21 protein-coding genes are annotated in these 26,128 nt (G+C 40.3%); 4 read left to right on the top strand and 17 right to left on the bottom strand.

The features are described 5' to 3' along the window. The first annotated feature begins 17 nt into the window (after positions 1 to 17). Entirely contained in the window at positions 18 to 548 is a 531-nt protein-coding gene (locus tag ACH11B_RS02790; protein WP_013663864.1) for a YceI family protein, read from the top strand. Here the strand turns inward: ACH11B_RS02790 and ACH11B_RS02785 are convergent. The 6 genes from ACH11B_RS02785 to ACH11B_RS02760 all read right to left on the bottom strand — a co-directional run bounded on the left by ACH11B_RS02785 (position 543) and on the right by ACH11B_RS02760 (position 5,542). Continuing rightward, complete coding sequence (locus tag ACH11B_RS02785) at positions 543 to 1,610, bottom strand: DUF2157 domain-containing protein (protein WP_377613080.1); 1,068 nt, start codon at positions 1,608 to 1,610, stop codon at positions 543 to 545. The genes ACH11B_RS02790 and ACH11B_RS02785 overlap by 6 nt on opposite strands. 23 nt (positions 1,611 to 1,633) lie before the next feature. Continuing rightward, positions 1,634 to 2,605 (bottom strand): bifunctional riboflavin kinase/FAD synthetase, encoded by a 972-nt coding sequence (locus tag ACH11B_RS02780; RefSeq protein ID WP_013663862.1) that lies wholly within the window; start codon positions 2,603 to 2,605, stop codon positions 1,634 to 1,636. A gap of 242 nt (positions 2,606 to 2,847) precedes the next feature. Further along, entirely contained in the window at positions 2,848 to 3,597 is a 750-nt protein-coding gene (gene truB, locus ACH11B_RS02775; RefSeq protein WP_130858227.1) for a tRNA pseudouridine(55) synthase TruB, read from the bottom strand. Continuing rightward, positions 3,597 to 4,391 carry an undecaprenyl-diphosphate phosphatase gene (locus ACH11B_RS02770; RefSeq protein ID WP_013663860.1) on the bottom strand — a complete coding sequence of 265 codons (795 nt, stop codon included), beginning with the start codon at positions 4,389 to 4,391 and terminating at the stop codon, positions 3,597 to 3,599. Before ACH11B_RS02770 ends, truB begins: the two co-directional genes overlap by 1 nt. A gap of 9 nt (positions 4,392 to 4,400) precedes the next feature. Then, positions 4,401 to 4,634, bottom strand: a complete 234-nt coding sequence (locus ACH11B_RS02765) for a DUF3098 domain-containing protein (RefSeq protein WP_013663859.1) — start codon at positions 4,632 to 4,634, stop codon at positions 4,401 to 4,403. Between the two features lie 29 nt (positions 4,635 to 4,663). After that, positions 4,664 to 5,542: an ABC transporter permease gene (locus ACH11B_RS02760; RefSeq protein ID WP_013663858.1), complete on the bottom strand. Its 879-nt coding sequence runs from the start codon at positions 5,540 to 5,542 to the stop codon at positions 4,664 to 4,666. Positions 5,543 to 5,644: 102 nt separating this feature from the next. On the opposite strand from ACH11B_RS02760, the gene leuS reads away from it, so the two are divergent. Beyond that, entirely contained in the window at positions 5,645 to 8,428 is a 2,784-nt protein-coding gene (gene leuS / locus ACH11B_RS02755) for a leucine--tRNA ligase (RefSeq protein WP_377613078.1), read from the top strand. A gap of 74 nt (positions 8,429 to 8,502) precedes the next feature. On the opposite strand, the gene ACH11B_RS02750 is transcribed toward leuS, so the two are convergent. The 6 genes from ACH11B_RS02750 to ACH11B_RS02725 form a co-directional block, all read right to left on the bottom strand. Continuing rightward, positions 8,503 to 9,405 carry a DUF1338 domain-containing protein gene (locus ACH11B_RS02750; RefSeq protein ID WP_377613076.1) on the bottom strand — a complete coding sequence of 301 codons (903 nt, stop codon included), beginning with the start codon at positions 9,403 to 9,405 and terminating at the stop codon, positions 8,503 to 8,505. 47 nt (positions 9,406 to 9,452) lie between these two features. Continuing rightward, positions 9,453 to 9,950, bottom strand: coding sequence for a GNAT family N-acetyltransferase (locus tag ACH11B_RS02745; RefSeq protein WP_013663855.1), 498 nt, complete (start codon positions 9,948 to 9,950; stop codon positions 9,453 to 9,455). A gap of 3 nt (positions 9,951 to 9,953) precedes the next feature. Then, a complete protein-coding gene (locus ACH11B_RS02740; RefSeq protein ID WP_013663854.1) occupies positions 9,954 to 10,442 on the bottom strand; it encodes a MarR family transcriptional regulator in 489 nt (162 codons plus the stop codon). Beyond that, on the bottom strand, positions 10,426 to 10,935 hold the full coding sequence (locus tag ACH11B_RS02735) for a GNAT family N-acetyltransferase (protein ID WP_130858224.1): 510 nt from the start codon (positions 10,933 to 10,935) through the stop codon (positions 10,426 to 10,428). Before ACH11B_RS02735 ends, ACH11B_RS02740 begins: the two co-directional genes overlap by 17 nt. Positions 10,936 to 11,004: 69 nt before the next feature. Then, on the bottom strand, positions 11,005 to 12,138 hold the full coding sequence (locus tag ACH11B_RS02730) for a redoxin family protein (protein WP_130858223.1): 1,134 nt from the start codon (positions 12,136 to 12,138) through the stop codon (positions 11,005 to 11,007). A 133-nt stretch (positions 12,139 to 12,271) separates the two neighbouring features. Continuing rightward, the gene (locus tag ACH11B_RS02725) at positions 12,272 to 12,712 is read right to left on the bottom strand and encodes a carboxymuconolactone decarboxylase family protein (RefSeq protein WP_013663851.1); all 441 of its coding nucleotides are present in this window, start codon (positions 12,710 to 12,712) and stop codon (positions 12,272 to 12,274) included. A gap of 148 nt (positions 12,713 to 12,860) precedes the next feature. On the opposite strand from ACH11B_RS02725, the gene ACH11B_RS02720 reads away from it, so the two are divergent. Continuing rightward, positions 12,861 to 14,294 (top strand): PLP-dependent aminotransferase family protein, encoded by a 1,434-nt coding sequence (locus tag ACH11B_RS02720; protein ID WP_165447073.1) that lies wholly within the window; start codon positions 12,861 to 12,863, stop codon positions 14,292 to 14,294. Here ACH11B_RS02720 and ACH11B_RS02715 read toward each other — a convergent pair. Continuing rightward, positions 14,291 to 16,072, bottom strand: coding sequence for an ABC transporter ATP-binding protein (locus tag ACH11B_RS02715; RefSeq protein WP_130858221.1), 1,782 nt, complete (start codon positions 16,070 to 16,072; stop codon positions 14,291 to 14,293). The genes ACH11B_RS02720 and ACH11B_RS02715 overlap by 4 nt on opposite strands. Positions 16,073 to 16,295: 223 nt before the next feature. Between ACH11B_RS02715 and ACH11B_RS02710 the strand changes: the two genes are divergently transcribed. Then, positions 16,296 to 17,141: a phosphatase PAP2 family protein gene (locus tag ACH11B_RS02710; protein ID WP_013663847.1), complete on the top strand. Its 846-nt coding sequence runs from the start codon at positions 16,296 to 16,298 to the stop codon at positions 17,139 to 17,141. Between the two features lie 3 nt (positions 17,142 to 17,144). Here the strand turns inward: ACH11B_RS02710 and ACH11B_RS02705 are convergent, their stop codons facing one another. The 4 genes from ACH11B_RS02705 to ppk1 all read right to left on the bottom strand — a co-directional run bounded on the left by ACH11B_RS02705 (position 17,145) and on the right by ppk1 (position 26,127). Then, positions 17,145 to 19,484 (bottom strand): GAF domain-containing protein, encoded by a 2,340-nt coding sequence (locus ACH11B_RS02705; RefSeq protein ID WP_377613073.1) that lies wholly within the window; start codon positions 19,482 to 19,484, stop codon positions 17,145 to 17,147. Positions 19,485 to 19,506: 22 nt separating this feature from the next. Further along, the gene (locus ACH11B_RS02700; RefSeq protein WP_377613071.1) at positions 19,507 to 23,127 is read right to left on the bottom strand and encodes a metallophosphoesterase; all 3,621 of its coding nucleotides are present in this window, start codon (positions 23,125 to 23,127) and stop codon (positions 19,507 to 19,509) included. Positions 23,128 to 23,204: 77 nt separating this feature from the next. Next, positions 23,205 to 24,053, bottom strand: coding sequence for an SdiA-regulated domain-containing protein (locus ACH11B_RS02695; RefSeq protein WP_130858217.1), 849 nt, complete (start codon positions 24,051 to 24,053; stop codon positions 23,205 to 23,207). Positions 24,054 to 24,081: 28 nt separating this feature from the next. After that, positions 24,082 to 26,127, bottom strand: coding sequence for a polyphosphate kinase 1 (gene ppk1, locus ACH11B_RS02690; RefSeq protein WP_377613069.1), 2,046 nt, complete (start codon positions 26,125 to 26,127; stop codon positions 24,082 to 24,084). Position 26,128 lies beyond the last annotated feature (1 nt).

Raw genomic sequence — 26,128 nt, 5'->3', positions numbered from 1 at the left:
TGATAAAAACACATATTATGGCTTCTATATGGAAAGTTGATCCGGCGCATTCAGAAGTGCAATTTAAGGTAAAGCATTTGGTTATTTCCACGGTTGCGGGTAACTTTAATAAGTTTGATGGACAAATTGAGGCAACGAACGAGGATTTTTCTGATGCAACGATTAGATTTATGATTGATGCTGATAGCATTGATACGAATATGAAGGATCGTGATGAACATCTCAGATCAGCCGATTTTTTTGATACGGCGAATTACCCTGAGTTGACCTTTCAGTCAAGCTCGTTTGAAAAAAAAGGAGGCCGCGAATACTTGTTAAGAGGCGATTTAACGATCAAAGGACATACCCAGGCTGTGCAGTTTGAAGTAGAGTTTGGCGGTACTGCTAAAGATTCGTACGGTAATCAAAAAGCGGGCTTTGAAGCAACCGCTAAGATCAGCCGACAGGTTTTTGGGCTGAAATGGAATGATTTGACGGAGGCTGGATCCGTAGTGGTTGGAGATGAAGTGAAAATCGTATTGAATCTGCAATTTATTAAACAATCATAATTTGGGTGGGAACTCCTTCTTTTTTAGGAAGCTTCCACTCCAAATTTTTTCGGCTTTTCGTCCGATAAGCCAAAAGGATAAGGCGAGCAAAGAGAAGAAAATCGCTCGATTTATATTGTCCCATAGATATTCGAAGAATCGCGTATAAAGATTAATTAGAAGGAAGATGATGCCGAATTCACGGGCGATAATATCGTTCTTTTTGAGACCATACCAAGCAAATGCTAAACAAACGACCGTTGAGAGTACTCCCCAATAAAATATATGATATTGCTTGGTAGCTGCCCATTTGTCTAAATCGCTATAGTTTCCGAAAATTGATAGTAACCATAAGGAAATAAGGAGATATAATACTCCCATGATGTAACTTAATTGTTTAAAGCCTCTAATAGCTGCCCATTTATTATGCAGAACCAAGGTGAAAACTGTTAGTAGTATTCCAAATATGGTAAAGCGCAATGGATAATTCATTCCCCAAAATTTAAATCCCCAATTGCTGTGGTAAGCAGTTTCGGTGGCAAACCATATACCTAGTGCGATCAACATAAAAGCCCAAATAGTTTTTGAAGAAAGCTGTATAGCAAGAACGGTATAAATGACTATAGACAATAAAAATAAGAATGAATACATCCCGTCACCTTTGTCGATAACCTTGCCCAGATAGCCAATGAAAGTAGCCGTAGAAAATACACCCAACACAATTAAGCTTTCATTGGTAAATAATTTCTCTGGATGTCGTTTTTTGTTGAAATAACCCAGGTAATAAAATAAAAATGAAAGCAAAGCGCAAAACACGCAGATAATGATATTGGGTGTTTCGTATAGCGTTGACAAAAGTTGAAGAATCTCCTGATCGACAAATAAGGACAGGAAGGCCAGTACAATACAAGAGAGTGCAATCCAAAATGAATATTGTGCTAGACGTCTCCAGTCGAAGCCCTTCACCTCGTACGAGTGCCTAAGTCTGTCCGCCGTTTCTTTGTCAATCAGGCTGTTCTCTTCCCAATGTGCAATGGCGTTTTCAATAGCTTCTTGTTCGTTCTTATCGATATGAAGTTTCATCCGGAAATTTAATATTGGAGAAATTAAGCAAGCAGCTCTTTTATTTTCTTCTCGTCTTCTGCCAATTGCGCCGTCATTGCCTCAATACTATCAAATTTATGATCGTGACGCACAAAGTGTAAAAATTGTATTTGAAGCGTTTTGCCATATAAATCTTCGTTAAGATCAAAAAAATTGATCTCTATACTTCGGTTGACACCTCTTACAGTGGGCCGTGTTCCGATATATCCCATACCTTTTAACGTAGGGCCTTTTTTTGCCGGTATATATTCTCCCGTAGTCATCTCCGCATGTTCAATAAGGGTTGCCTGTACTGCGTAAATACCATAAGCAGGAATTAATTTGTAGCTTTCCGGAACTTCGATATTAGCGGTGGGGTATCCAATGGTTCTGCCTAGCTGCTGTCCTTTAACCACTTTTCCTGTAATGTGGAAAGGATAACCTAAGTACTTGTTGGCAGTGGCAATTTCGCCAATAATGAGTGCTTCGCGTATTTTCGTCGATGAGACAGCCACATCATTGATGTCTTGCTCCGGTATCTCTTGTACCGAATAATGGTACTGTTCTGCATATTTTAGCAAATCGACCAGTGATCCTTTGCGGTCCTTCCCAAAATGATGATCATAACCGATAATGATCCGTTTAGTGCCGATTTTACTGACCAAAATTTCGCGAATATATTCTTCTGCCGATTGATTGGAAAAATCCCGTGTAAACGGCGTGATAATCAGGTGATCGATTCCACTTTCGGCTAGTCGATCGGCTTTTTCCTCAATGGTGTTTATAAGACGCAAGCTATCATCATCCGGATGCAAGATCATCCTTGGATGGGGAAAAAAGGTAAGAAGTACCGTTTCTCCGTTTATCTTTTGCGCATATTCTCTTAAACTGCTTATAATTTTCTGATGTCCTATATGAACGCCATCAAAGGTTCCAATCGTCACCACTGCATTGTCCAATGGTATAAAATCTTCAATGTTTCTATATATTTTCATCCGCAATAAATTGTTTTTTTATCATGAATCTGCTGTTTACCTCATAAGCATTTTACTTTAGCAGCAAATAATCATACTAATCTTTGTTCCAAAGCCATTCCTAAACCCTTATTTGCAATATATCACGCTTTGTGTGTTCCACTGTTTCTGCCTACAGAAAATCTTATGAGATAATTTTATGTACCTTTCTTCCAAGATACGTATTTATTCTAAAAGTGATAATGTATTGAGGTTAAGGTTTTTTATGAATGTTCTCCTTCGTCATTTATTAATAGACCTTGTTCTTTCAAAGACCGAATATGATCGGACAGCTCCAAAACATTCCAGGCATCTCTGACATGAAAATTACCGCTGCGAGTTCTTCTCAATTCACTCAGATAGGCACCGGCGCCCACTGCTTTTCCAAAGTCATGTGCCAACGATCGAATGTAAGTTCCTTTGCTGCAAACGACTCTGAAGTTAACTTCCGGAAGAGCAATACGGGTTAATTCGAACTCATAGATCGTTACACGACGAGGTTTTAGTTCAACGGACTCGCCTCGTCTGGCTTTTTCGTATAATCTTTCGCCTTGCATTTTTACAGCCGAATGTACCGGCGGATATTGTTCAATAGCACCGACGAATGTTAGTGAGGCGCGAAGTAGATCTTGTTCCGTAAGATTTGTGATATCAAAAAAGCTATCCGGAATTGTCTCTAAGTCATAAGACGGCGTTGTTGCTCCGAGTGTGAAGGTTCCTATGTATTCTTTTTCCTGCGCTTGAAGCTCATCAATAGTTTTAGTGCGTTTGCCGGTACAAACAATAAGTAAACCTGTAGCCAGCGGATCGAGTGTGCCTGCATGGCCTACTTTCAATTTCAAAGGCTTTAAAGCATTGCGGATCTTTCCCACTACGTCAAAACTAGTCCATTTGTAAGGCTTATCAATCAGTAAAACCTCACCGGCGGTGAAATCGAAACGAGGGAAAATCGGCTTTTCTTTTTCGTCTTCCATTAAAGCACCGATAAGCTGTGACCGCTTAAAAGCATCACGATAATAATCCCACCTACTATAATTCTATACCATCCAAAAGCTTTGAATCCGTATTTCGTAACGTAACCAATGAAGCTTTTAATGGCTATGATGGCTACGATGAAACCCACCAAGTTACCTATAAAAAGGATATTATATTGGTCTGCGGTAAACTGGTTGCCATCTTTGTAGAAGTCGAGCAGTTTTTTTGCCGTCGCGCCAAACATAGTCGGCACGGCTAAAAAGAAAGAAAATTCAGCTGCGGCTTTCCTTGAAAGTTTCTGCGCCATACCGCCAACAATGGTTGCTCCCGAGCGAGAAGTGCCTGGTATCATTGCTAGACACTGAAAAAAGCCAATTTTCAGGGCGGTAGCGTAAGAAATGTTGTCTGAGTTATCAATGCGAGGTGCATTAAACCATTTATCGACGAATAGGAGCACAATGCCGCCTAAAACTAAGGTGATTGCCACCGTCATTGGGCTCTCTAGCATATTGTCTATTTCGTCGCTAAATAATAAGCCAAAAATGGCTGCCGGAATAAAAGCAACAAATAGTTTTAAATAAAAAGACCACGAACGAAAAAATCGCTTAAAATAAAGAATCACAACCGAGAGGATGGTGCCTAGTTGAATAGCTACTGTAAACAGTTTAACGAAGGCAGATGGTTCGATGCCCATTAAGGCGGTTGCGATGATTAGGTGGCCGGTGGATGAAACAGGTAAGAATTCGGTTAGCCCTTCTACGATGGCTAAAATAATCGCTTCTATTAAAGTCATCTATTGGTGTTATTTAGTAGGGTTCTTTAATATTGCTACAATGCCAAGAGCAAAGCCTGCGACAACCACAATCGGCGCTAAAGTTATTTTAGTGAAACTGTAAATATCTGTTTTACCGGCCATCAAAATAAAGCCAATGATAACAATGGCAATACTTAATAACATTAATTGGTAGTTCAATTTACCGAAAACAAAGTTTGACTTTTGTTCGCCTTGAGCTACTTTCTTTTTTTCTTGCGGCATAATGCTAAATTTAATTAAGTGAATGTATATTACCGATAGAGATCATTTATTCGGAGACGTAAATACTTGCTTACTGCAAAATAAGTGCTGGCCCCCGAGATCAGAATGCCTAAACAGATTACACCTATGAAAATGAGGGCAAATTCAAAATAGTTACGTAAAATAACAATTTCAGGAATTTGCTCTTGCGCAAAATACAATGTCAGCAATAGTAGAATGATTGCAATCAGAGCACCCAAAAGGCCGTGAAGAATACCATAGCCTAAAAATGGACGGCGAATGAAGCCCTTTGTTGCTCCCACCATTTGCATACTTTTTATTAAAAAGCGTTGTGAATAGATTGCCAGCCTTATGGTGTTATTGATTAATGCGACGGCAATAATCAATAAGATAGCTGCGAAGGCAAGTATGATAAGACCAATGACACGAATGTTTTTGTTGACCATATCGATCAGCGAGTCTTGATAAACAACCTCTTTGACCATGCTGTTGCTAGATACCTGCTTTGTAAAGGTCTCTACACCTGCTTTATTTGCATAATCTGCTTTGAGATAGACGTCGATGGACGATAACAGTGGGTTATAACCCAGAAACTTAACAAAATCTTCGCCCAAGTCATTTTGAAGATTTCTAGCTGCTAATTCTTTGCTAACATATTGTGTGCGAAGTACCGCAGGATTTCCGTCCAGCTCTTTTTGTAGACTAAGAATATCGGCTTCTGTTACCCCGTCATTAACGATGATGTTAAGTACAATATTTTCCTTAACATAATTGGAAAGATTTTTAGCATGAACGAGGATCAACCCTAATAGTCCGGTCATGAGTAATACCAGAGCAATACTAATAACCGTGGATATGTAGACGGATTTTGTTTTTCTGGATGACGCACTTACTTCAAATTCTTCCATATGCTACTATTTGAAATGCGAAATTAATAATTAGATATGAGATATAGGACATGAGATGTGAGATTTTTCGTACTTTCGCAAGTCATACTGTAATGTGTTATAATGGACTATCAATTTAAGACTATAGAGAAAAAGTGGCAGCAGTTTTGGGCTTCCAATCAAACATTTAAAGTTAATAATACGTCAGATAAGCCAAAATATTATGTGTTAGACATGTTTCCTTATCCTTCAGGAGCCGGGCTTCATGTTGGTCATCCACTCGGATACATAGCCTCCGACGTTTTTTCGCGATATAAGAGATTACGTGGATATAACGTGTTACATCCCATGGGATATGATTCATTTGGGTTGCCGGCTGAACAATACGCTATTCAAACCGGTCAGCATCCCGCAATAACCACGGAAACCAACATAAAGCGTTATAGGGAGCAGTTAGATAACATTGGTTTTTCATTTGATTGGAGCAGGGAGATACGAACCAGTGATCCATCTTATTATAAATGGACACAATGGATTTTTATGCAGCTCTTCAACTCATTCTATAACACGGATAGCGATAAGGCTGAACCTGTTGACCAATTGATCCGGATTTTTGAAACCAAAGGGAGCAAGGGGATAGAAGCAGTATGTGATGAAGATGTCCTCGAATTTACAGCCGAGGAATGGCACCATTTTTCTGAAGAGCAAAAGGAGACCGAGTTGTTAAAATATCGTCTAGCTTATTTGCGCGAGAGCACCGTCAATTGGTGCCCGGCCTTAGGTACTGTCTTGGCAAACGATGAAGTGAAAGATGGGGTATCAGAGCGTGGTGGTTATCCGGTGATTCAGAAGAAGATGATGCAGTGGAGTATGCGAATTACTGCTTATGCAGAACGATTACTGCAGGGGCTGGACACCGTTGATTGGCCCGAGCCGTTAGTAGAGATGCAGCGCAATTGGATAGGAAAAAGTATAGGAGCAAGTGTAAAATTTGCCTTAGCAGATGGGAGCGATTCCATTGAAGTGTTTACCACACGAGTTGATACGATATATGGCGTAAGTTTTCTGGTATTAGCGCCCGAGCATGATTTAGTTCCGATCATTACAACGAACGTACAGCGGGCACAGGTCGAAAATTATATAGAACAGACCAAAAAGAAATCCGAGCGTGACAGAATGGCCGATACCAAAACCGTTACCGGTGCATTCACAGGTAGTTATGCGATGCATCCTTTGACAGGCAAGCAGGTGCCGATTTGGATTGCCGATTATGTGTTAGCTGGTTATGGTACCGGTGCCGTCATGGCTGTGCCTTCGGGGGATCAACGTGATTACCTGTTCGCAAAGCAATTTCATTTACCTATTATCAAAATTCTTGATATACAAGAAATAGATGAGGAGGCCGATAGTCGGAAGGAGGGTGTTTATATTAACTCCGAATTAATTAATGGTTTATCTTATCAAGAAGCGGTTTCGAAGCTAGTATCTGTACTCGAAGAACGTGGTATCGGAAAAGCCAAAGTCAATTATAGGATGCGCGATGCGATTTTTGGTAGACAACGTTACTGGGGTGAACCGGTGCCTGTTTATTTTAAAGATGGATTGCCTAAACTAATCAAAGAAAACGAGCTCCCGTTGTTATTGCCGGAAGTGGATAAATATCTGCCTACAGAAAGCGGCGAACCGCCTTTGGGACGTGCAACGAATTGGAAATATCAGGGGGGATATGAGTACGAACTTAGTACAATGCCCGGATGGGCAGGATCTAGCTGGTACTGGTATCGTTATATGGATTCGCACAATTCGGAAGCGTTTGCCTCAAAAGAGGCTATTGATTATTGGCAGGCCGTTGATCTATATATTGGCGGTTCAGAGCATGCTACCGGACATTTGCTATACAGCCGCTTCTGGAATAAGTTTTTGAAAGACATTGGAAAGGTAAAGGAAGAAGAACCCTTCAAAAAACTGATCAATCAGGGGATGATACAAGGACGCTCCAATTTTGTGTACCGTGTATTGGATGAGCATGGAGCGGGCACTAATACTTTCGTTTCTTTAGGCCTGAAAGATCAATACAAAACGACTGCACTTCACGTTGACGTTAATATCGTGAACAACGATATTCTACATCTAGAAAAGTTCAGGCTATCCAGACCCGAATATGCAGAAGCTAAGTTTATTTTAGAGGACGGCAAATATGTCTGTGGACATGAGGTAGAAAAGATGTCCAAGTCCAAGTTTAACGTCGTTAATCCGGATGATATAATAGAGCAATATGGCGCTGATACCTTACGCATGTATGAGATGTTTTTGGGCCCTTTAGAGCAAAGTAAACCTTGGAACACAAACGGTATTGAAGGCGTTCACAAATTTCTTCGTAAATTTTGGCGCTTGTTCCATGACGCATCTTCAAATTTTTCCGTATCGGATGAAATACCGACAAAGGCAGAGCTTAAGTCCTTACATAAGATTATCCGTAAGGTGGAGGATGATATCGAACGATTCTCTTTTAATACTTCGGTTTCGAGTTTCATGATTTGCGTAAATGAGTTAACTGATTTGAGGTGTAATAAGCGAGCCATTCTGCGGGATTTGGTAATTGTGTTATCACCCTACGCACCCCATATCTGCGAAGAACTATGGGTGCTTCTTGGAAATGAACCGGGCTCCTTGTCTTACACTTCTTACCCTGTTTTCAACCCGGATTATTTAATAGAGGATGAGTTTGAATACCCTATATCGTTTAACGGTAAAATGCGACTAAAACTCAATCTATCGCTGAGCCTTGAGGGGATCGAGATCGAACAAGCTGTATTAGCGAACGAAGATGTGCAGCGTTACCTTGATGGTAAAACACCTAAGAAGGTGATCGTTGTCAAGGGGAAGATCGTAAATATCGTTGTTTAAGTCGCTTTTGGTTGTCGGAAATCGGCTTTCTGCTTTATTCATTATCGCTGAAAGCCGATTTTCAAAAGCTGATCTTAATCGCCTTTTGTTTGCGAACTATAGGTGCTTTCAAATATTTTATCTGCGTTATTGGCTTCAAAACCGTCTCGACGATGCAGCCTTTTTATTTGTTCTTTTGCTAGGTGAACGTAAGCAGGCAATACCTTTCTTTCTGCAAATTCGACATAAGAACCCGATATATGTTGTTTTTCTCCATCGGCAAAAGTGGCCTCAATCATTTCGGCCACGGTAGCACTTTGAAGTAAGCCTCCATCAGGACTTACCTTAATTTTACCACCGGAGGTATTTAACTTGAAACCATGTTTTTCGAGAAAGTTATTGAAAAGCGCGATATCATTAAATCCTTCTTTCAGATTGTGAATACTGATTGTAAAGTGATTTAAATAATAGCGGTTGTAAATAACCCATGAAGCATATTCACTTTCTTCGGCCAAAATATTGTAATCTTCCAGCGATGGTATTCTCCATAAGGGGCTGTGAAGAAAACGGTCGACTTCCATCGCATTATCAAGATCCAGTTTGTCCACCGGATCGGATGTTACTTCATCGGTATAGCTTTTGATAATATCTTGGGCTTTTTGAGAAAGATCGCTCACGCGAAGCTCACTCACAAAAATTCGGGGATATCGGTCGGCAGGAGGTGCATACCAATAAGCATCTAACTTCTTTCCGGGGAAATTATAATAATCGCGCTTTTCATAACCATAATGCAGAAAGATTTTCTCAAAAGATTTTATACCTAATTGGGATACTCCCATGGTCCTAAAAGCGATATGGTCATTTTCGATCTCATCTGGATGTTGAATAATGCCATCTTGCAGCATCGCTTGGATAATGGCACCGACATCCGGAACACGTTGTTTATAACGGGTCATTAAACCGTCCAAAACGTTGTTTAATGTTTCTATGCGGCTCATAATAGTAGCTTTATCTACAGTAAAGATACAAAAAACACCGGAATTTGTTAGTTGGCGGCAAGCACCAGCTCTTTTACCATCCATACATTACAGGCATAATGCCCGGAATTGCCAAGTGCGTGAGGCAATGAAGAGAAACCCATTTTTTTGTACATGCTTATTGCTGTTTCAAATTGAGGGAAAGACTCCAAGTAGAGATGGGTATAACCTAAGTCGACAGCTTTCTCCAAGCACCGATTAATGAGTGTTTTACCCAAACCTTTACCTCTACTTTTATTAGACAGATACAGTTTGACAAGCTCTGCGTAGCCTGTTGGTAAATTGGCTGTCGGATAAATACCACAACCACCTAAAACCTCCCCATCCTCTTCTACTACATAATAAATACTTCTTGGTTGCTGGAAAAGTGTATACAGATTGTCGGTTGTCGGATCTGTATATACGGTTCCTTCTTTTGGGATATGGTGTTCTTCTAAGGAAGTTCTCAGAATCTGCGCTAAAATCTGATTATCGTTCTGACGGATTGTTCTAATTACAATACTCATAAATTATTTGCTCTTGTTTTCTTTGATTAATTCGGCTCTTTGATAGAAACCTTGTAGTTTTAGTTGGTACTCAACTTCGTCAATAGCTTTCATTAGGTTGTTAGACGTATTAGTAAGTTGTTCTAGGGCTTTAACCATTACATCCCAAATGGGCTGCATCTTTTCGACTAACGTTTCTCCTTCTCTGGTTAGGTATAAAAGCCTCTTCCTTTCATCATCTTTATCTTTCTTTGATTTTATCAGTTTTTTTTTCTCTAATTCTTTGAGAAGGCTGATAGTAGAGGGATGAGTATACCCAATTTCGTTGGCTATTTCCACTACGCTCAATATGGGCTTTTTATGGAGTGTGTAAATCACCGGAAACCATTTCGGTTCGAATTGGATACCATAGGATTCGTAAATTTTTAGTCCGTCTTTTCGCAGCTGATCACTTAAGCGTTGTAGGCGTGTTGATATCGCTAAGAGGCCCGACTCGTCAATCACATTTGTCATCGTTATTCAGAATTAGGTGAAAAAATACATCGTCTACTTCCATAATTGGAAAATGGGAAGGGAGTTGCACTTTTTCAATTTGCATGAAACCGTTCCGTTCATAAAAACGTAAGGCGGCTTTTAATGTATGAAAGGTACCTAAGTATAAATGGCTCATACCGGCCTTTTTGGCATAGCATATCAAATGTTCCAGTAATTTCTGCGCTAACCCTAATTCTCTTCCTCTATACTCCTTGCGGACAAACATTTTTCGTATCACTCCGCCCTGTTCTGCTTCCATCTTTATTAAAGCGATAGTTCCCAAGAGCGTTCCTTGGTGTTTAATTCCCCAAAAAGCGCCACCCTTTTGTTGGTAATGTTTTTCTACATTCAATAAGTCTGGCTGATCTTCAATGGTTACAGGAACTTGATGTTCTTGCTGTTGTATCGGCAAGATAAGCCCGATGATTTCCGGGACATCGGCATTGTTTAAAAGTTCAATTTCAAAAGCCATTTCTTTTTTTAGCAAAACTACGTAGTTAACTACATATTTGCAAATGCTAAAATTTATCAGATAGAATATTTAGAAGTAATATCGGCCTAAATGTTTTAAAATCATCTTTTTCATTTCAAGAGGATCTATTTCCCCTTGTTTACTATAAAGAATTTTTCCGCCCGGAGCTACTAATAGGGTATAAGGAAGCGCGCCTTGCCACGCTTTGTCAATAGCCTCAATCAGGTCGTATTTATTTTTACTTTCGAACAAAAAATTCTGGTTCGCGGCTCCTTTGCTTTTAAGGAAATCTAAAACCGGCTGTGGTTTCTCCGGGTTGTCGGCACTAATACTGATAAATTCAAAAGGCCTATTTCGATACATTCGGTTGATTATAACGAAATCAGGAAATTCTGCAACGCACGGTCCGCACCAGGTAGCCCAGACATTGATTAAGCGAAGTTTATCAGAATTATTTTGTAGTAGGGAGTCGATTTGTGTGATTTGAATGGGGTTAATAGTAACAGGTTCTTTTGCCCATTGTTCGTCAGACTTTTTTACCGCATCTTCTTTGGTTGACCATTTTACACTACATCCAAAAGTTTTTGTCTCTTTTACAGGGATGTCTTTTTTTGCTAGAAGTGCTTCAATTGCTTGAATAGCATTGTGCTCTTTCGTTTCTTTAGGATTTTCGTTGTCATCGAATCGTCCTTTATAACGAAGCTTTCTATTGTTATCGAAAATAAAAATATGAGGTGTCGCAACTGCGCCATATCGTTTTGATGTCAACTGCGTCTCACCATCATATAAGTAAGGGAAATTAAAATTTTTATCGGAAGCCCGTAATTTCATTTCTTCAGGAGAGTCGTTATATTCTGTATAGCCAAGTTCGTCCAAACGTACAGCGTAGGGATTGTTTGGTGATATGGCAATTAGAGCTACTCCTCGCTCACCATATGTTGCCTTTAAATTAATGAGGCGATCTTCGTAGGCCTGTGCAGTTGGGCAATGATTACAAGTAAATGCCACCACTAAAATTGGAAACCTCTCAAAATCCCGGAGTGAATATTGTTTGCCATCTGTCGCGGGCAATGTAAAATCCGGGGCCTGGTCATTGATCTTAAGGCCATTTTGCTTATCTTGGGATAAGGGAGAAATAAAGCTGCTGAGTAGTATTATTATCAAAATACTAAATAGCGAGTAGGAATACTTCGACTGTTGCATTTTGCCATAATTTAGATAATCGGGACTGTTCAGCAATTAATTTGAATTGATTGTTAATCAATTCATTTTTGCTTTCATAGTGTTTATCAAACTTAGGCAAAATGCATGAAACAGAAAAGATATTTTATTAAGATTAGGATTCTATTTCTCGTTGCGTTGTTATTCCTACACGGTTCCATGCATTCATAGCAATAATGCCCATCATAACCTCCGTTGTATATTGCTGTCCCAAAAGCTCAACGGCTTGGTTATAAACCGCATCAGATACGCCATGTGCAGCAATATTGGTCATTTCCTCTGCTAAAGCCAGTATAGCCCGTTCCTCAGGTGAATAGAAGGGAACTTCGCGCCAGGCGCTTAGCAAATAGATGCGTTGTTCGCTTTCACCTGCTTCACGCGCCTCTTTTGTGTGTTTATTAATACAATAGCTACAGCCGTTTATTTGTGATACGCGAATTTTTATAAGCTCTGCATGTGTTTTACTTAGGGAACTTTCGGATAGGTATTTTTCGAAAGCAAGCATCGTTTGGAACGCTTTAGGATCAGCTTCTTGAAGTGTTTTTCTTTTTGCCATTGTCTTATAAATAAATTTTCTTCTCAAAGATATTGTATATTTGGACTCTGTAAGTCGTCCAGTTTGCATAAAATAGGTAGTCCACATGCTTCCGTTTCCCAGCCTTCTAATCATAGATAGAACCTCTTCAACCGCGTTATATTTGCAGGTGTCTAAGCAAATTATTGCATTGATTCGCAAGGGAATATTGAAGCCGGGAATGCGACTACCTAGTACGCGCGAACTTGCCCAATCGTTGATGCTTCATCGTAAGACAGTTGTGGCTGCGTATAATGATATGCTTTTGCAAGGATGGGCAACCACAGTGCCTAAAAAAGGTGTTTTTGTATCCCCGGTTTTACCGGAATTAAATCCGAAAATTTGGGAGCAAAATTTAAAGAAAGTGCCGGACTCCAATACTACTCCTTTTTTTTATCGTAACTCGTTTAGTGTGATCACTGATCTCGGATCTGACGTTGCCGGATATGATATTGTTATTGATGACGGTTTGCCTGATTCCCGTATAGCCCCTTTAGATTTATTGGCTCGCGAATATAGAGCGCGATTAAGAAGGAATTTGCAATTGAAAGGAAGAACGGATTCATTGTCTGTCGGCTCCATCTTACTGAGGGAAGCATTAACCGATTATTTATTTGAAACACGTGGTATACGGGCGAGTGTACACAATCTTCTTACCACCCAGGGTGCGCAAATGGGAGTTTACATAGCCGCACAGTTATTACTGAGAGCGGGCGACGCAGTTATTGTTGGCGAGCCGAATTACTTTATGGCTAACAATGCCTTTTCTTATCAAAACGCACGAATTTTTCGTGTGCCTGTAGACGAGCACGGCTTGGATATGAATAAAGTAGAGGAGATTTGTCTAAGAGAGCGTATTAACATGTTATATGTTATTCCGCACCACCATCACCCAACTACCGTAACCTTAAGCCCCCAGAGGAGAATGCAGCTTATTGCGCTTGCCCAACGTTTCAATTTTATGATCGTAGAGGACGACTACGATTATGATTTTCACTATCAATCCTCGCCCTTTTTGCCTCTGGTAAGTTACTGTCCGGAGCGCGTCATTTACATTGGCTCTTTTACGAAATGCTTAGCCTCGTCTGTCCGCATAGGCTTCATGGTAGCTCCCCAAGAGATGATCAATGAGGCTGCTTATGTCCGAAGGATGATAAATTTGAGAGGCGATTTTATAATGGAAGATGCTTTAGCCTCTTTGATACGGGAAGGTGATGTTGCAAGACACATAAAAAAATCCGTGAATATCTACCGGGAACGACGCGATTACGTATGTGCATTAATGAAAGAGCGGCTATTTGCGTTTTCCTCGTTTGAAATTCCAACAGGAGGCATGGCAGTTTGGCTACGTTTTAGTGAAGCTTATCCATTGATCCATGTGGCTGCGGAGCTTGCCAAGCACCGCATACTGATAAGTGATGGCAGGAAATATAACACCGGTCCGTTTAACTATAACGCGATTCGTTTCGGATTCGCCTCTTTGAATACCCGTGAACTTTCGCGGGTAATAGAGCTCCTTACCGCAGTGTTGTCGAAAGAAGTAAATGGTCGATCGAACGCTTAGTTTGCTTCCATCGTGCTTTCTTCTTTACGCTCTCCGATCTGCTGTCGCCACATTGCATAATAAAGACCTTTAAGCGATAGTAAATCAAAATGGCTTCCTGTTTCCACGATTTTACCCTTTTCCAATACATAAATTTTGTCGGCATGCATGATGGTTGACAAGCGATGGGCAATCATAATGGTCAAATGCGTTCTTTGCGCTGTAATTTCCCGGACAGTATTAGATATCGCTTCCTCTGTAATGGAGTCGAGCGCTGACGTGGCTTCGTCAAAAATAAGAAGGCGTGGTTGCCGTAATAGCGCGCGAGCGATTGATAAACGCTGCCTTTCACCACCGGATAGCTTTAGGCCTCCTTCACCGATCACGGTTTCGAGACCCTTTTCCGCTCTTGCTAAAATATTCTGTCCCGACGCTTTCTTTATTACATCCAAAATCATGTCGTCAGTTGCCGATGGATTGACGAAGAGTAAGTTTTCACGGATAGTACCTGAAAAGAGCTGCGTATCTTGTGTTACAAAACCTATTTGATGTCGTAATTCTTCAAAATCGATCTCATTATCGTTAAAGTCGTTGTAATATACGTGGCCTGAAGTCGGATGGTATAAACCTACGAGTAATTTTACCAGTGTTGTTTTCCCCGAACCGGATGGTCCTACAAAAGCAATGGTTTCACCTTGTGAAACATCGAAGGAAATTCCGTCAAGGGCAGGGCGTGTAGCCGACTGATGTTGAAAACGCACTTCGTTAAAGCGCAACTGCTGAATAGCATCGATCTTCTTTGGTGCAAGGGGCTGGTATTCTACCTTTCGATTCAATAAGCGTTGCAGGTTGTTCAAGGATGCCTCCGCCTCCCGATAGGACATGATTATATTTCCTAACTCCTGTAAAGGGCCAAAAATGAAGAATGAATAAAATTGCATCATCATCATCTGCCCGACCGTAATCTTATCGCGAAAAACGAAGAATAGCAATGCAAACATAATGCATTGTTGAAGGAAATTAACGAAGGTCCCCTGTACAAAGCTTACAGACCGAATACTCTTTACTTTTTTTAGTTCAAGTTTTAGTATTTTCATCGTTGTATCGTTCAGCCTACTTATCTCCTGTTGGGTGAGGCCTAGACTCTTGACCAGTTCTATATTTCGGAGGGATTCCGTAGTAGAGCCGGCAAGTGCAGTCGTTTCGCTTACGATATTTTTTTGAATGAACTTAACTTTTCGACTTAGAACGCTGGTTAGAATAGCAAGAACAATTGCTCCTACCAGGTAAATCAAAGGAAGAAGAGGACTTAATTTAAAAGCAACGATAACAACGAAAACAATACCCACAAGCGTCGCAAATAGCACGTTGACAAAGCTGGTAATAAATTTTTCACAATCGGCTCGCACCTTCTGCAGCACGGAAAGCGTTTCACCACTTCGTTGATCCTCAAAATCCTGAAAGGGAAGCCTGAGTGCATGTCGAAGTCCGTCGGTATAAAGCCGTGCACCAAACTTCTGTATTATAACATTAACAACATAATCTTGGAACGCCTTCGCAATACGTGAAACCATCGCTACACCAATAATCATCAATAAGCCAATGGTAATACCCTTAAAAAAAGCACTATCTGCTCCATCGGATCGGAACTGCTGTGCTTTATTTGCATAAGGGTCAATGATCAGATTCCCAAGAATATAAGGATTCAATAAGGAAAAAACCTGATTGATCGCCGCTAATATCAACGCTAAAAGTATGAGCCATTTATGTCTACTTAAGTACTTAAGGAGTAATCTCATGGTAGGAAAATATATTAGGACGTAAATATAGGCTATCTTTTATTATAAAATTGTTATGAAACAGTAAAAAGCGATCGGCGACGGTTGTATTAGCGGAATATCCTAGAAGCGAAAACTAATGGGTAAGGTTAAATGCAAAGCACACTTCATTTTGAAGAGACGACTATATTTCTGTTTTTTGCTGAAATTCCATATTTTGCAGAAGAATATCCTTTTACAACATATGAATTACCTAAGCAAGGCAGTATTTATACTGATCTTTAGTACCATGGGATTTGCTGCTTATGCGATGAATGATAGCATCTCCGTAGATAGTATAAACAAACAAAAAATTACGTCTGATGCAATCCGTTTTGTGGACGGTGTAGCATATACCGTTTCGAGCCCTATTCGATGGAAAGGATCTGATTGGTTAAAGGTAGGGGCGGTTCTTGGCGGAACCGCGTTATTAACAACCTTAGACAAACCAAACAGGAACTTTTGGCAGGATCGGAATTCTAAAGTGTGGGATGGCATTGAGCGCGCCGGTTTTCATTATGGTAAACCTTATGCGGCCTTTATCATGACCGGCGGCTTTTATTTAACGGGGTTAGTTATTAAAAATGAATGGGCTAGGGAAACGGGGCTCATGTTGGGTGCTGCATACCTGACAAGTGGCGCCTTACAGACCTTGATGAAAACCGCCGTAGGGCGAGCGAGACCGGCAACGGACGTGGGCCCCTGGGCCTTCGATCCTTTCTCTCCGGAAGCAGGTTATCATTCCTTTCCATCCGGACATATGCAGATCGCAACCGTGAGCGCGCTGGTACTGGGGCATCGAGTAAAAAGCCCGCTGTTAAAAGCGCTATTTTACAGTACTGCGGGCGTTACACTGGTAAGTCGTATGTACAGCGATTCCCATTGGCTATCCGATATGGCTTTTGGCGGTGCTATATCTTGGTTCTGTACGAAGGCAATAGTCCGCCGTATGGAGGAGAGTAAGTATAGAAACCCTTTTAAAAAGCAGAACCAAATTACTTGGACCGTTACGCCTGCACGGCGTGGAATTGGCTTAGTAGGCGTTTTTTAGCAATTAAAGTTTTACACCGATTCGTATCGCTTTTAAGCCACTTACGCCTTGTAATTCCTCTAGTTCAAGCTCTTCCATATCGTCTAATAAAATGTCTTTATTTTGGAGATAATTAATATAGCTCATATACTCTTTAATCTCTCTCGCATCGTAATATACCAAAGCAATCTTTCCAGGCTGGGTGAGCCGTTCAAAAGAATCTTTTAAGTGAACTTTATCGATTCTCTTTTTTATGATGTGGTATCGAATGTTATAGGCTCCTTCTACATCAAAACGCCTTTCGTCCACGCGGAAGCTAATGTCTATATCGTTTCCATTGATAAAAATAAGCTGGGTCGTTTCAAGCGGAGTTTCCATCTGTTGAAGTAAGGTGTGCGTTATTTTTGCAATGGAAGCCATTGACGTAAGCTGCCAAAGCCTTACGTTTTTGAGATAGAGCATGTCAAATGGCCTTTCAGGAGCAATAGATTGTCCTATATAAATATCATATTCAACGCCGTCGGTTCTGAACTTCTCAAAATAGCAAGGATAAGAGCGCTGTATTTCATCATTTAATAATTCTAAATAACCGTTAATAGCGGTATTAATGGTGGCGATGGATGATTCGAGCGCGCGTTGATGCTGATGGGCTTTCCCTGTTTCCGCTAGTACTTCTTGTTCATATTTTTCGATGATCGCTGCTAAAGTTGAATTACTGTTTTTGAAGTGCATCAATAACATGTACACTTCTTTCTCCATGAAGTCTTTAACCTTCATTTGTACAACGTCGATTGGACTCGTGTCTAATTGGGTCAACCACTTATCACAATTAAATTCCATTTCATCGAGTAGTGCAATACTATAAACGTTTTTGATGTCTTGTAATACCTGTTTTAATAAACCTAATTGTATTTTATAGTCGGCAACTAAGGCTTTATTGCGCTCAATTGTAGAATTTCTAATATCAATAGCCCCATATAAGGGATAAACATTCTTGAATTGAACGTTTTCAATAATGGGTTTCGGTTTTTCCGGCGCTATCTTTTTCAAGTATTCATATGCAGCTTGATTAAATTTCCATTGGACGGCTGGTTGTAAGGATGTAAACTTTTCTTTTATTACCGCGTCGATGCGAGCGTTGAATCTATGTGCTTGATCATTCAGTAACTGCGCAAGTAAAGGGGCGGCTCGACGCAACTTTGCCAGGACAATCTTGTCAAAGGTATGACCTTCGTTGGTATAAACTTCTAAAAGTCCCGTTACCTTATTGTTATAATATAAGGGGATACATACATAAGAAGTAACACCGAGATCGGAAAGGTCGTTCAGGAATTTGAAGTTGTTATCTCCGAAATCTATCCCGACATTATATACTATGATTTGAGGGTTGAGCAAGTAAGATTCCGTAATGTTAGCTTCCTGGCAGTTTCTTGTTTTCTTCTTCAACAGAGCAGGTAATATACTGGCATGCATATATACCTGATCCAATATTGGTTTGTTGTTCAGTTTCAAGATGGGAGATAAACCAAACTTAATATGTTGATTACCGGTAAGCGTTTGCAAGGATTCTTGCAATACGTCATAAGCGTGCTCAAGTTCTTCGTCTGAGTTTCGACTTACGATATCCCGAATATTCTGGATAACGCGATCGGGTGTGATTTCCTTCACCGTAATAATCGAAAAGCCTGTAAAAGAGAACTGGTTGAGCGGAAGTAATTCACGTAAAAACCTCCATTCAAACTGCTGAACGTTATTCTGTCTAATTTTTTTATAATCCAGTTCCGGTAGCTTCATTTTGGGAGTGATGTCCACAAAGCGTTTATCAATTTGGATGGCATAGTAGCGAGGTAAGCCCGTTACTTCATCTTTCGAAGAAAATTCGATCACTTCGTCTTCCACGGCGGGAATTTCGTAAAAACGTTCTAGAAGTAGGCTATATATGGACTGCTCGAGCAGGTCCTTTTTCTTAGTCTTTTCTTCGATGTCTTTAAAAGTTTCTTCACAAAATTCCTGACGCAACAGATTGTAGAAGCCTTGTGTGCCGTAAAACACATTTTTTCCTAATGGTGTTGCCAGCGCCCAGAGCGTATCGTGTTCGTCTTCGAGTGGAGGTACCAGCAAATTATAGGTATAGAATAAGATTTGCTTGTAACTTGCTAAATTTTCTTCCGTCAACGGTCCATAAGTCTCTCTCGTTTCTAAGAATTTGTGAAGTATAAATTCTAGCATTTCATGCTTCACGTTATCCTGAGTACTTGCGAGCTTTCTTAAATGTGTTATAAAGCTATCGAGGGACAGCTGTATATCGAGCTCGCCTAATAAATCTTTTTTATTTTCCGATAAATCGATTACCTGCGCAAACATTGTTGATCTGAGGAATTAGTAGTTAAAAACGGAATCCCATGGTAAAATAAGGGTACCAACCTTCTTTTGAATGACCTGCTACCAATTGCAAAAGTGCAATTCTTGCGGGGGCATAATATACACCGGCTCCCGTACCCTGATGTATGGAACTGTTATCCAATCCGTCAACCCAAACTTTACCGATATCATAAAAGCCTAGTAGCCCAAGTTGTCCCGGTAAAATATAGCTGCCGATCTGTGCCAGCTTAATCCTGGCTTCAAAATTATTAAAAAATAAATGATCTCCGGCAAATCGATATTGGCGATATCCCCAGAGATTATTTTGTCCACCTAAAAATAGTGCCTGATAAAAGGTCGTTTTTCCCAAGGTTGTCCCGCCACCCAATCGATTAGCCAAGGTTACAGCATTTTGCCAAATGCTTTTATAGACTGCAACTTCAGCTTTTGCCTGAAAGAAAGATTTCGAGTAATCATTCAAACCCGTTAAGCCTTGTATATCTAATTTTAGGTATCCCCCTTCAGTTGTCATTATTTTGCTATTTCTATTATCCTTGAGAAAGGAAGCATTAAATCCCGCAAAAAGCTTGTCTTTGGCGATCGTTAAACTGTCATAGGTATGAAGCTGATCGGTGTTGTTTATAAATCGACCCTCATTATCATCTGAATCATAATAATACAATTGGAAGGAGGGCCCTATTGAAATCGAAGCAGTTTCAGTCGGCGTCCATCGCAATGCTCCATGCATCTCATATAGATTAAATCGAGTTCGGTAATACCTTACTGAATGACTATCTTTATCATAGATGGAATTGTTCCCTAAGCCAAAAAAGTTTTGTGTATTGTTTGGTGCATGTATATTGACGTCTGTTAAAAGATCCGCCTTACCCACTACTTCCTTCCAGGTTCCTTTATATTTTACTTTAACGGCTCCTGTAGCGAAGGCGCCCGACACAAGTAATTGTTGTTGATGGGCAAAGGGACTTTTTCTAAAGCCGCGCTGGTGGGTGTACCTAAATCCGCCTCCAATCAGGATTCCATCATCCGCATTGTAACCTGCGGTTATCAGTGGCATCCAAACATTATATAAATTTACCGGAACAAATGCCGTGTTGGCACTGTCTTTGGAAAGGTGCTTTCTCAATTTCGATACCTGTCCGGAAAAAAGGGACTGCTGACCCGGATCATAAATCTTAACCGGTCGGACAGCGGTGTTTATATGATAGACCTTTTTTCCTTGTCCACCGATAACACGAAGTTTAATGGGAGCATGCTTGTTTTCTATATAAACACTATCATCCCCATCTGCTAAATAAATTCGGATTTCTTTGGTCAAAGTCGGTAAATATTCCTTCTCCATTAGCTTGTCTTTCCGTTCCCCCTCCTTATTTATCTTTCTAACCGTCACCTTTAGGCCTTTATCGTTGTCGTCTTCCACCTCCACCCATTCGTGTTTATCACTTAGTTTTATATCTACAATATTGTTGATAAAGCGGTAATAAGTTTCCATGGCTGCAGGGATAGCATCCCTTCTATTCTTGAGCTCGGCAAAAAGGGAATCGTGACGAATGGCATAAGAAGACGCTGGTAGTCTCTTCAAACCTTCTTCCAGTACGCTATCGGTGATGTTTGCGACAAATTCATGAGCCAATTCCATCCATTCCTCAAAAGTGAACTGATTTTTTGAATGTGCATTTAAGAAGCGTGATTTAAATAAAGAATAGTTAGGTCGATTGATAGTCGCACGAAAGCCCTGTAATGTAGGTAGTGCCCAACTACGAGACATAATATTTGGGAAAAGACCCTCCACTTTTCTAAAAGCCTGATCTCTGTCCCTCGGTATCGGTAGGTAATCTTTGTCTTTACCTTTGCTATCGTCATACCATCGCCATTGATCTTCATGGCGATCCCAATCGCCTACCAAAAGATCTAACATGCGGGCTCGCAGGAAAGTCTTTGCTTTGTAGATGTCATCATTATCGTGATTGATTTTACTGAGCATTTTGAGCGTATTGTCGGAGTCACCCAAAGGTTCGCGCTCTTCTATTAAACATAGCGTGTTGGCAAAAATGTTGTTATAAGCGCCCAAGGCTGTGTCGGGTGCAATAATACCAATGATGGGATTACTATGAGCAACGCCAACGGCATCAGCTAATGGTGGTATCATCAGTGCTGAATAAGGATGCTGTGCACTGTTGGCGTCATCGAGAAAATCACGCGCAAACGTCTGTTGCAGTTCCAGAGGGAGCAAGGCATCGGTGTTCTTATTAACGCTTCGAATAACCCATTCCTTCCCCGACTTGTCCGCCAGTCGTAGTGATACTGTCTGCATACCCCCTCCTCGTTTCAAGGGCGTTAAACCGCCCTGAAAGGAGGAAATTCGGATAACGGGCACTTTTGAGTCGACGGCCCATTCTTGCCTGTAATTTTCACCAAAAAGTTTTCGGTGAAATTTTCCCACTCGATTGTACAAAGGGTTCGCCTGCGTCACGGTACTGTCTATATCGGAGTGACTTAGAAAAAGAGAATCTCCCAAGGGAATGGGATCAACAAAAGACTTTTTGTAGTTGTATGTTTCTTTAAACATGCCGCTATTCGAAGTAAAAAACCGAATCTGCTTGCTTTTATCCATCCATTCGTCGACAATAACAAATCCAGTTTCTTTATTTGTGAATAAAGCCTTTTTGCCATTTTTAATGAAACTTCCCTTTGATCCGCCGCCGCTAACAAGTTGTAACGTGTTGCCATCCGACAAAAGTTGGAGGCCATGTTCATGGCCTGCTACATACAATAGATTAGGAAATTCATCTACTGTATGTTTGATATCTTGTATCATTTGTTGATAGAGTGGGTGGGGGATATCTTCGGGATGTAAGAATACGGTTGATCTTAAAATGGGATACAACGACCCTACCAAAGGCAGGGGAAGATAGAGTTTTTTGCTCAAATTAGTCAGTGGGAAAAGATGATCTTTCCAAGAAAAATATCCCCCATGTACTCCGTAAGAAGAAAAAGGATGATGCGACGCAAGTAATACCGTTTTATTTCTATTTTTATAAAGCAAACTTTCTAGACGCTCCAATACTTCTTCTTTACTGCTACAGTTGCAAGTTGTATCGCGATTTATTTTGTCGAAAGGAAACAACCACCATTCGCTATCGTATGCAATGACCGTCAGGTTCTCTGAAATACTAATTTCTACCGGGTCAGGGCAACCGTTCTCGGGGACCATCCGTAATAAAGAATCCCCAACAGTTTTAAGATAATTTGATTGGGCTTTAAGCTTTCTGAGACCTTGCTTACCTGAACGATCCCAATCGTGATTTCCAGGTAAAAAGTACACAGGTATTTGCTTCGCTCGAAAAGGACTAAATTGTGATTTTAAAATTTCTTCGCCTATTTGTTTTTCAGACGGATTCACCGGCATTCCTTTAGGATAAATATTGTCGCCAAGAAAAAAGACCGTGGTTTTACCGGTAAGCACTTGCCGGGTGGCAGCTTCAATAACGGCATGCTGAGCCGTATTCGATTCTCCGGCATCGCCTATGAATATTGTCCGACTTTTGATAAAAGGTTCCTGTGCATTGGCTGCTATAAAGACAATACAAAGAAGCGTAAAAGAAACAAGTAAAAATTTATTGTTCATATGCCTCCGTCTGTTTTTGAAAGGAAAATATGGATATCTTCTGTCTTATTTAGGCCAAAAGGTAGTCCCTGTTTTTTCTAATGCTTATAATTAAATTTAAGCAAGGTGGCTCTTCCCGAATCACCTGCTTCGTTGCTTATATAAAGATTGTTATCCTTGTCGAAAGCAATACCTTCCGGTTGATTGAATAGCTTTGGATTCAACAGATGCGCTTCTTTTACTTTCCAATCATGATCTGCAATCAATAAAAGCTTATTAATGGACGAAACAATATACCATTCATTTGTTTTTTCGTTTCGCGTCAATGCCGATGGTCTAAAAGCTTTACCTTTTAGTTTTACATATTTACTGATCTCTTCATTATCAATAGAAAAGCTTCCCTCTTTTATAATCTGACTCCCTGACTCAAGTTTAAGAATGTAACCGGTGGTCTGTGATGTTTTTTTGTCGACACTACATTGTTTACATAAAACATATAGACGATTGTTCGTGATAGAAGCAGCTAAGCTTTCATATTCGCCTTTAGGTAAAATTTTTTCGGAAACCATCGCATCGATCTCTGCTTCATATAGTTCTTGAAGCGGAAAGGAAAAAAAAGAACCGTCGCTCCGAAGGAGAACAATACGATCGTTACTGACAGCAATATCTTCATAATCTCCTTTACCGGCAAACTTAACATATTTAGTAGACTTGTCACCTGCTTTTAAATAATATACATGCCCCTGTTCATCTTGCTGCGCAAGCAGTCGGTTCGAATCCCCATTAACAAAGGTTATGCCTGATACTTCTTCTAGTTCAGGTGGAAACTCCATTTGCTGAGGCTCATTTAAGTTATAATGACTTGGTGAGGTAAATGAGGGATCTTTTTTTTGTGCACAAGCCGCACATGCAATTAGTGCTATGTATAACGTAAATAACGATTTCATTGATGTATTATTAATGGTTACATATTAATTATTGATACATAAGGTCACGAAATGATGCATGAATTAATTTATGTATCTCCTCCTGCGAGCGAGTGGTCCCTTCGGCCAACTCCACGTTTTGGGCGTTTTTATCTAACTGGACAGCCGCTATATCATCCTGTAGTTGCAGAGTCAGCATTTGCTTAATCTGCTGTTTTAGTTCTTCGTTATAAATCGGGAAACACACTTCGATACGACGGTAAATATTTCGATCCATCCAATCCGATGAGCCGAGAAATACGCGTTCATTTCCACCATTGTGGAAAACAAATATCCGTCCGTGTTCAAGATAGCGATCAACGATACGGACAATACGTATGTTTTCGCTTAATCCGGGTATTCCGGGCCGAATTCTACAAATACTTCGTACGATTAGATGAATTTTAACGCCTGCCTGACTAGCTTCGTACAACTTATGAATTAACTTTTCTTCTTCCAAGTTGTTTAGTTTAATAATAATCGCGGCTTCTTCACCGTTCAAAGCCCGATTGATTTCATTATTTATGTGATGTAAAAAGGTCGGAAGTAAGTTAAATTTGGCTACAAGTAAGTGTTGAAAAGGCAAAGCCGGATATTCCTTTCCAAAGCTTGTGCTGCTCAAATAAGTAAAGAGTAGATCTAATTCGCCGGTTATAAAAGATGAGGAAGTGAACAACGAATGATCCGTATAGGTCTTCGCGGTATTTTCGTTAAAATTACCGGTTGAGAGTAGCGCTATTGCGTTTAGAGGTGCATTAGCGCGAAGTTTGACTAACGAAATTTTGGCATGGACTTTTAGCTTCTGATCGCTATATATAATTCGGATTCCTGCATTTTCCATCCTTTTTGCCCATTTGATATTATTAGCTTCATCAAAACGAGCTTTCAATTCCACAAATACGGTTACCCTTTTGCCGTTTTTTGCTGCGCTTATCAAGGCATGTACAATTTGAGAATTGGTGGCTACCCGATAAAGTGTAATGAAAATTTCTTCTACTTCCGGGTTGAGAACTGCCTCGTTAAAAAAGCGCAAAATGGGGTCATAAGAGTGGTATGGTGTGTGAAGCAACAGGTCACGGTGTTTTATTTCCTCAAATAAGCTTGCATGTTGGTAGGTGATTTCCGCAACAGGCAATTTCGCGTATTGAAGCTGTTGGTCTCTTATCGGGAAAGCAAAAAAATCCTTTAAGTTATGGTAAACTCCCCCTTCAATATGATTGGCATGCTCGAGTTGCAAACACCTAATCAAATGATTTAGCGTTGGCTGTGGAACGCCTGGTGCATATAGGAATCGAGTGGCCATTCCATAATCTCTTAAAACCAACAATTTTTCGATTTCATTAGCTAGGTCACCATTAAATTCGTCCTGTAGGTCAAGCTCGGCATCACGTGTTACTTTGAAAGAAAAAACACACTGAGGGATTTGCGTAAAAATATATTTTAGATTGGCTCTTATAATGTCGTCAATTAATACAACGTAGTGCGTATTCTCAATCTGTGTGTGAAAAAATCTAGGTATCTCATCAGAGGGAATGCTTACAAGCGCCAGTCCTTTGTTCGCATCGCCGAAATCAGCTGCCAAATAAAGCTGGTTGTTCTTTGGAGAAAACGCTTTTTGTTCAGGGTGAATGATTTCGAGGAAAGCAGCAATGGTATCAAAAAAGAAGCGATCCGTTTTTTTCTTAATACAATCGGGGATGTCCTCATTATATACTAAGTGGATATTTTTATTTTTTAGATCGGGAATAATATGCTGCTTTAAAATACTTCCGAAATAAGCCTGTTGTGTCTCAATAATTTTTTTGGTTTTCTTTAGTATACCCTTCTTTATGAGCTTTTGCGAGGCGATGGCTCGTTTCTTTAATTCTTTCAATGCCATTAAGACGGGAATTCTTACACGATAAAATTCGTCTAGATTAGAAGAATAGATCGCTAAGAATTTTAAACGCTCCAGCAGAGGAACTTCATCTTTTGCCGCTTCCTCAAGCACTCGACCATTGAAAGAAAGCCAACTTATGTCTCGACTATTTAAAAGCTTCTCTCGTTTTTTGAGCATG

This window comes from Olivibacter sp. EAT-5, assembly GCF_044784325.1.
In the GTDB taxonomy this organism is placed as follows: domain Bacteria; phylum Bacteroidota; class Bacteroidia; order Sphingobacteriales; family Sphingobacteriaceae; genus Olivibacter; species Olivibacter oleidegradans.
Note: the sequence above shows the minus strand (reverse complement) of the source record. Positions and strands in the feature narration are given on the sequence as shown.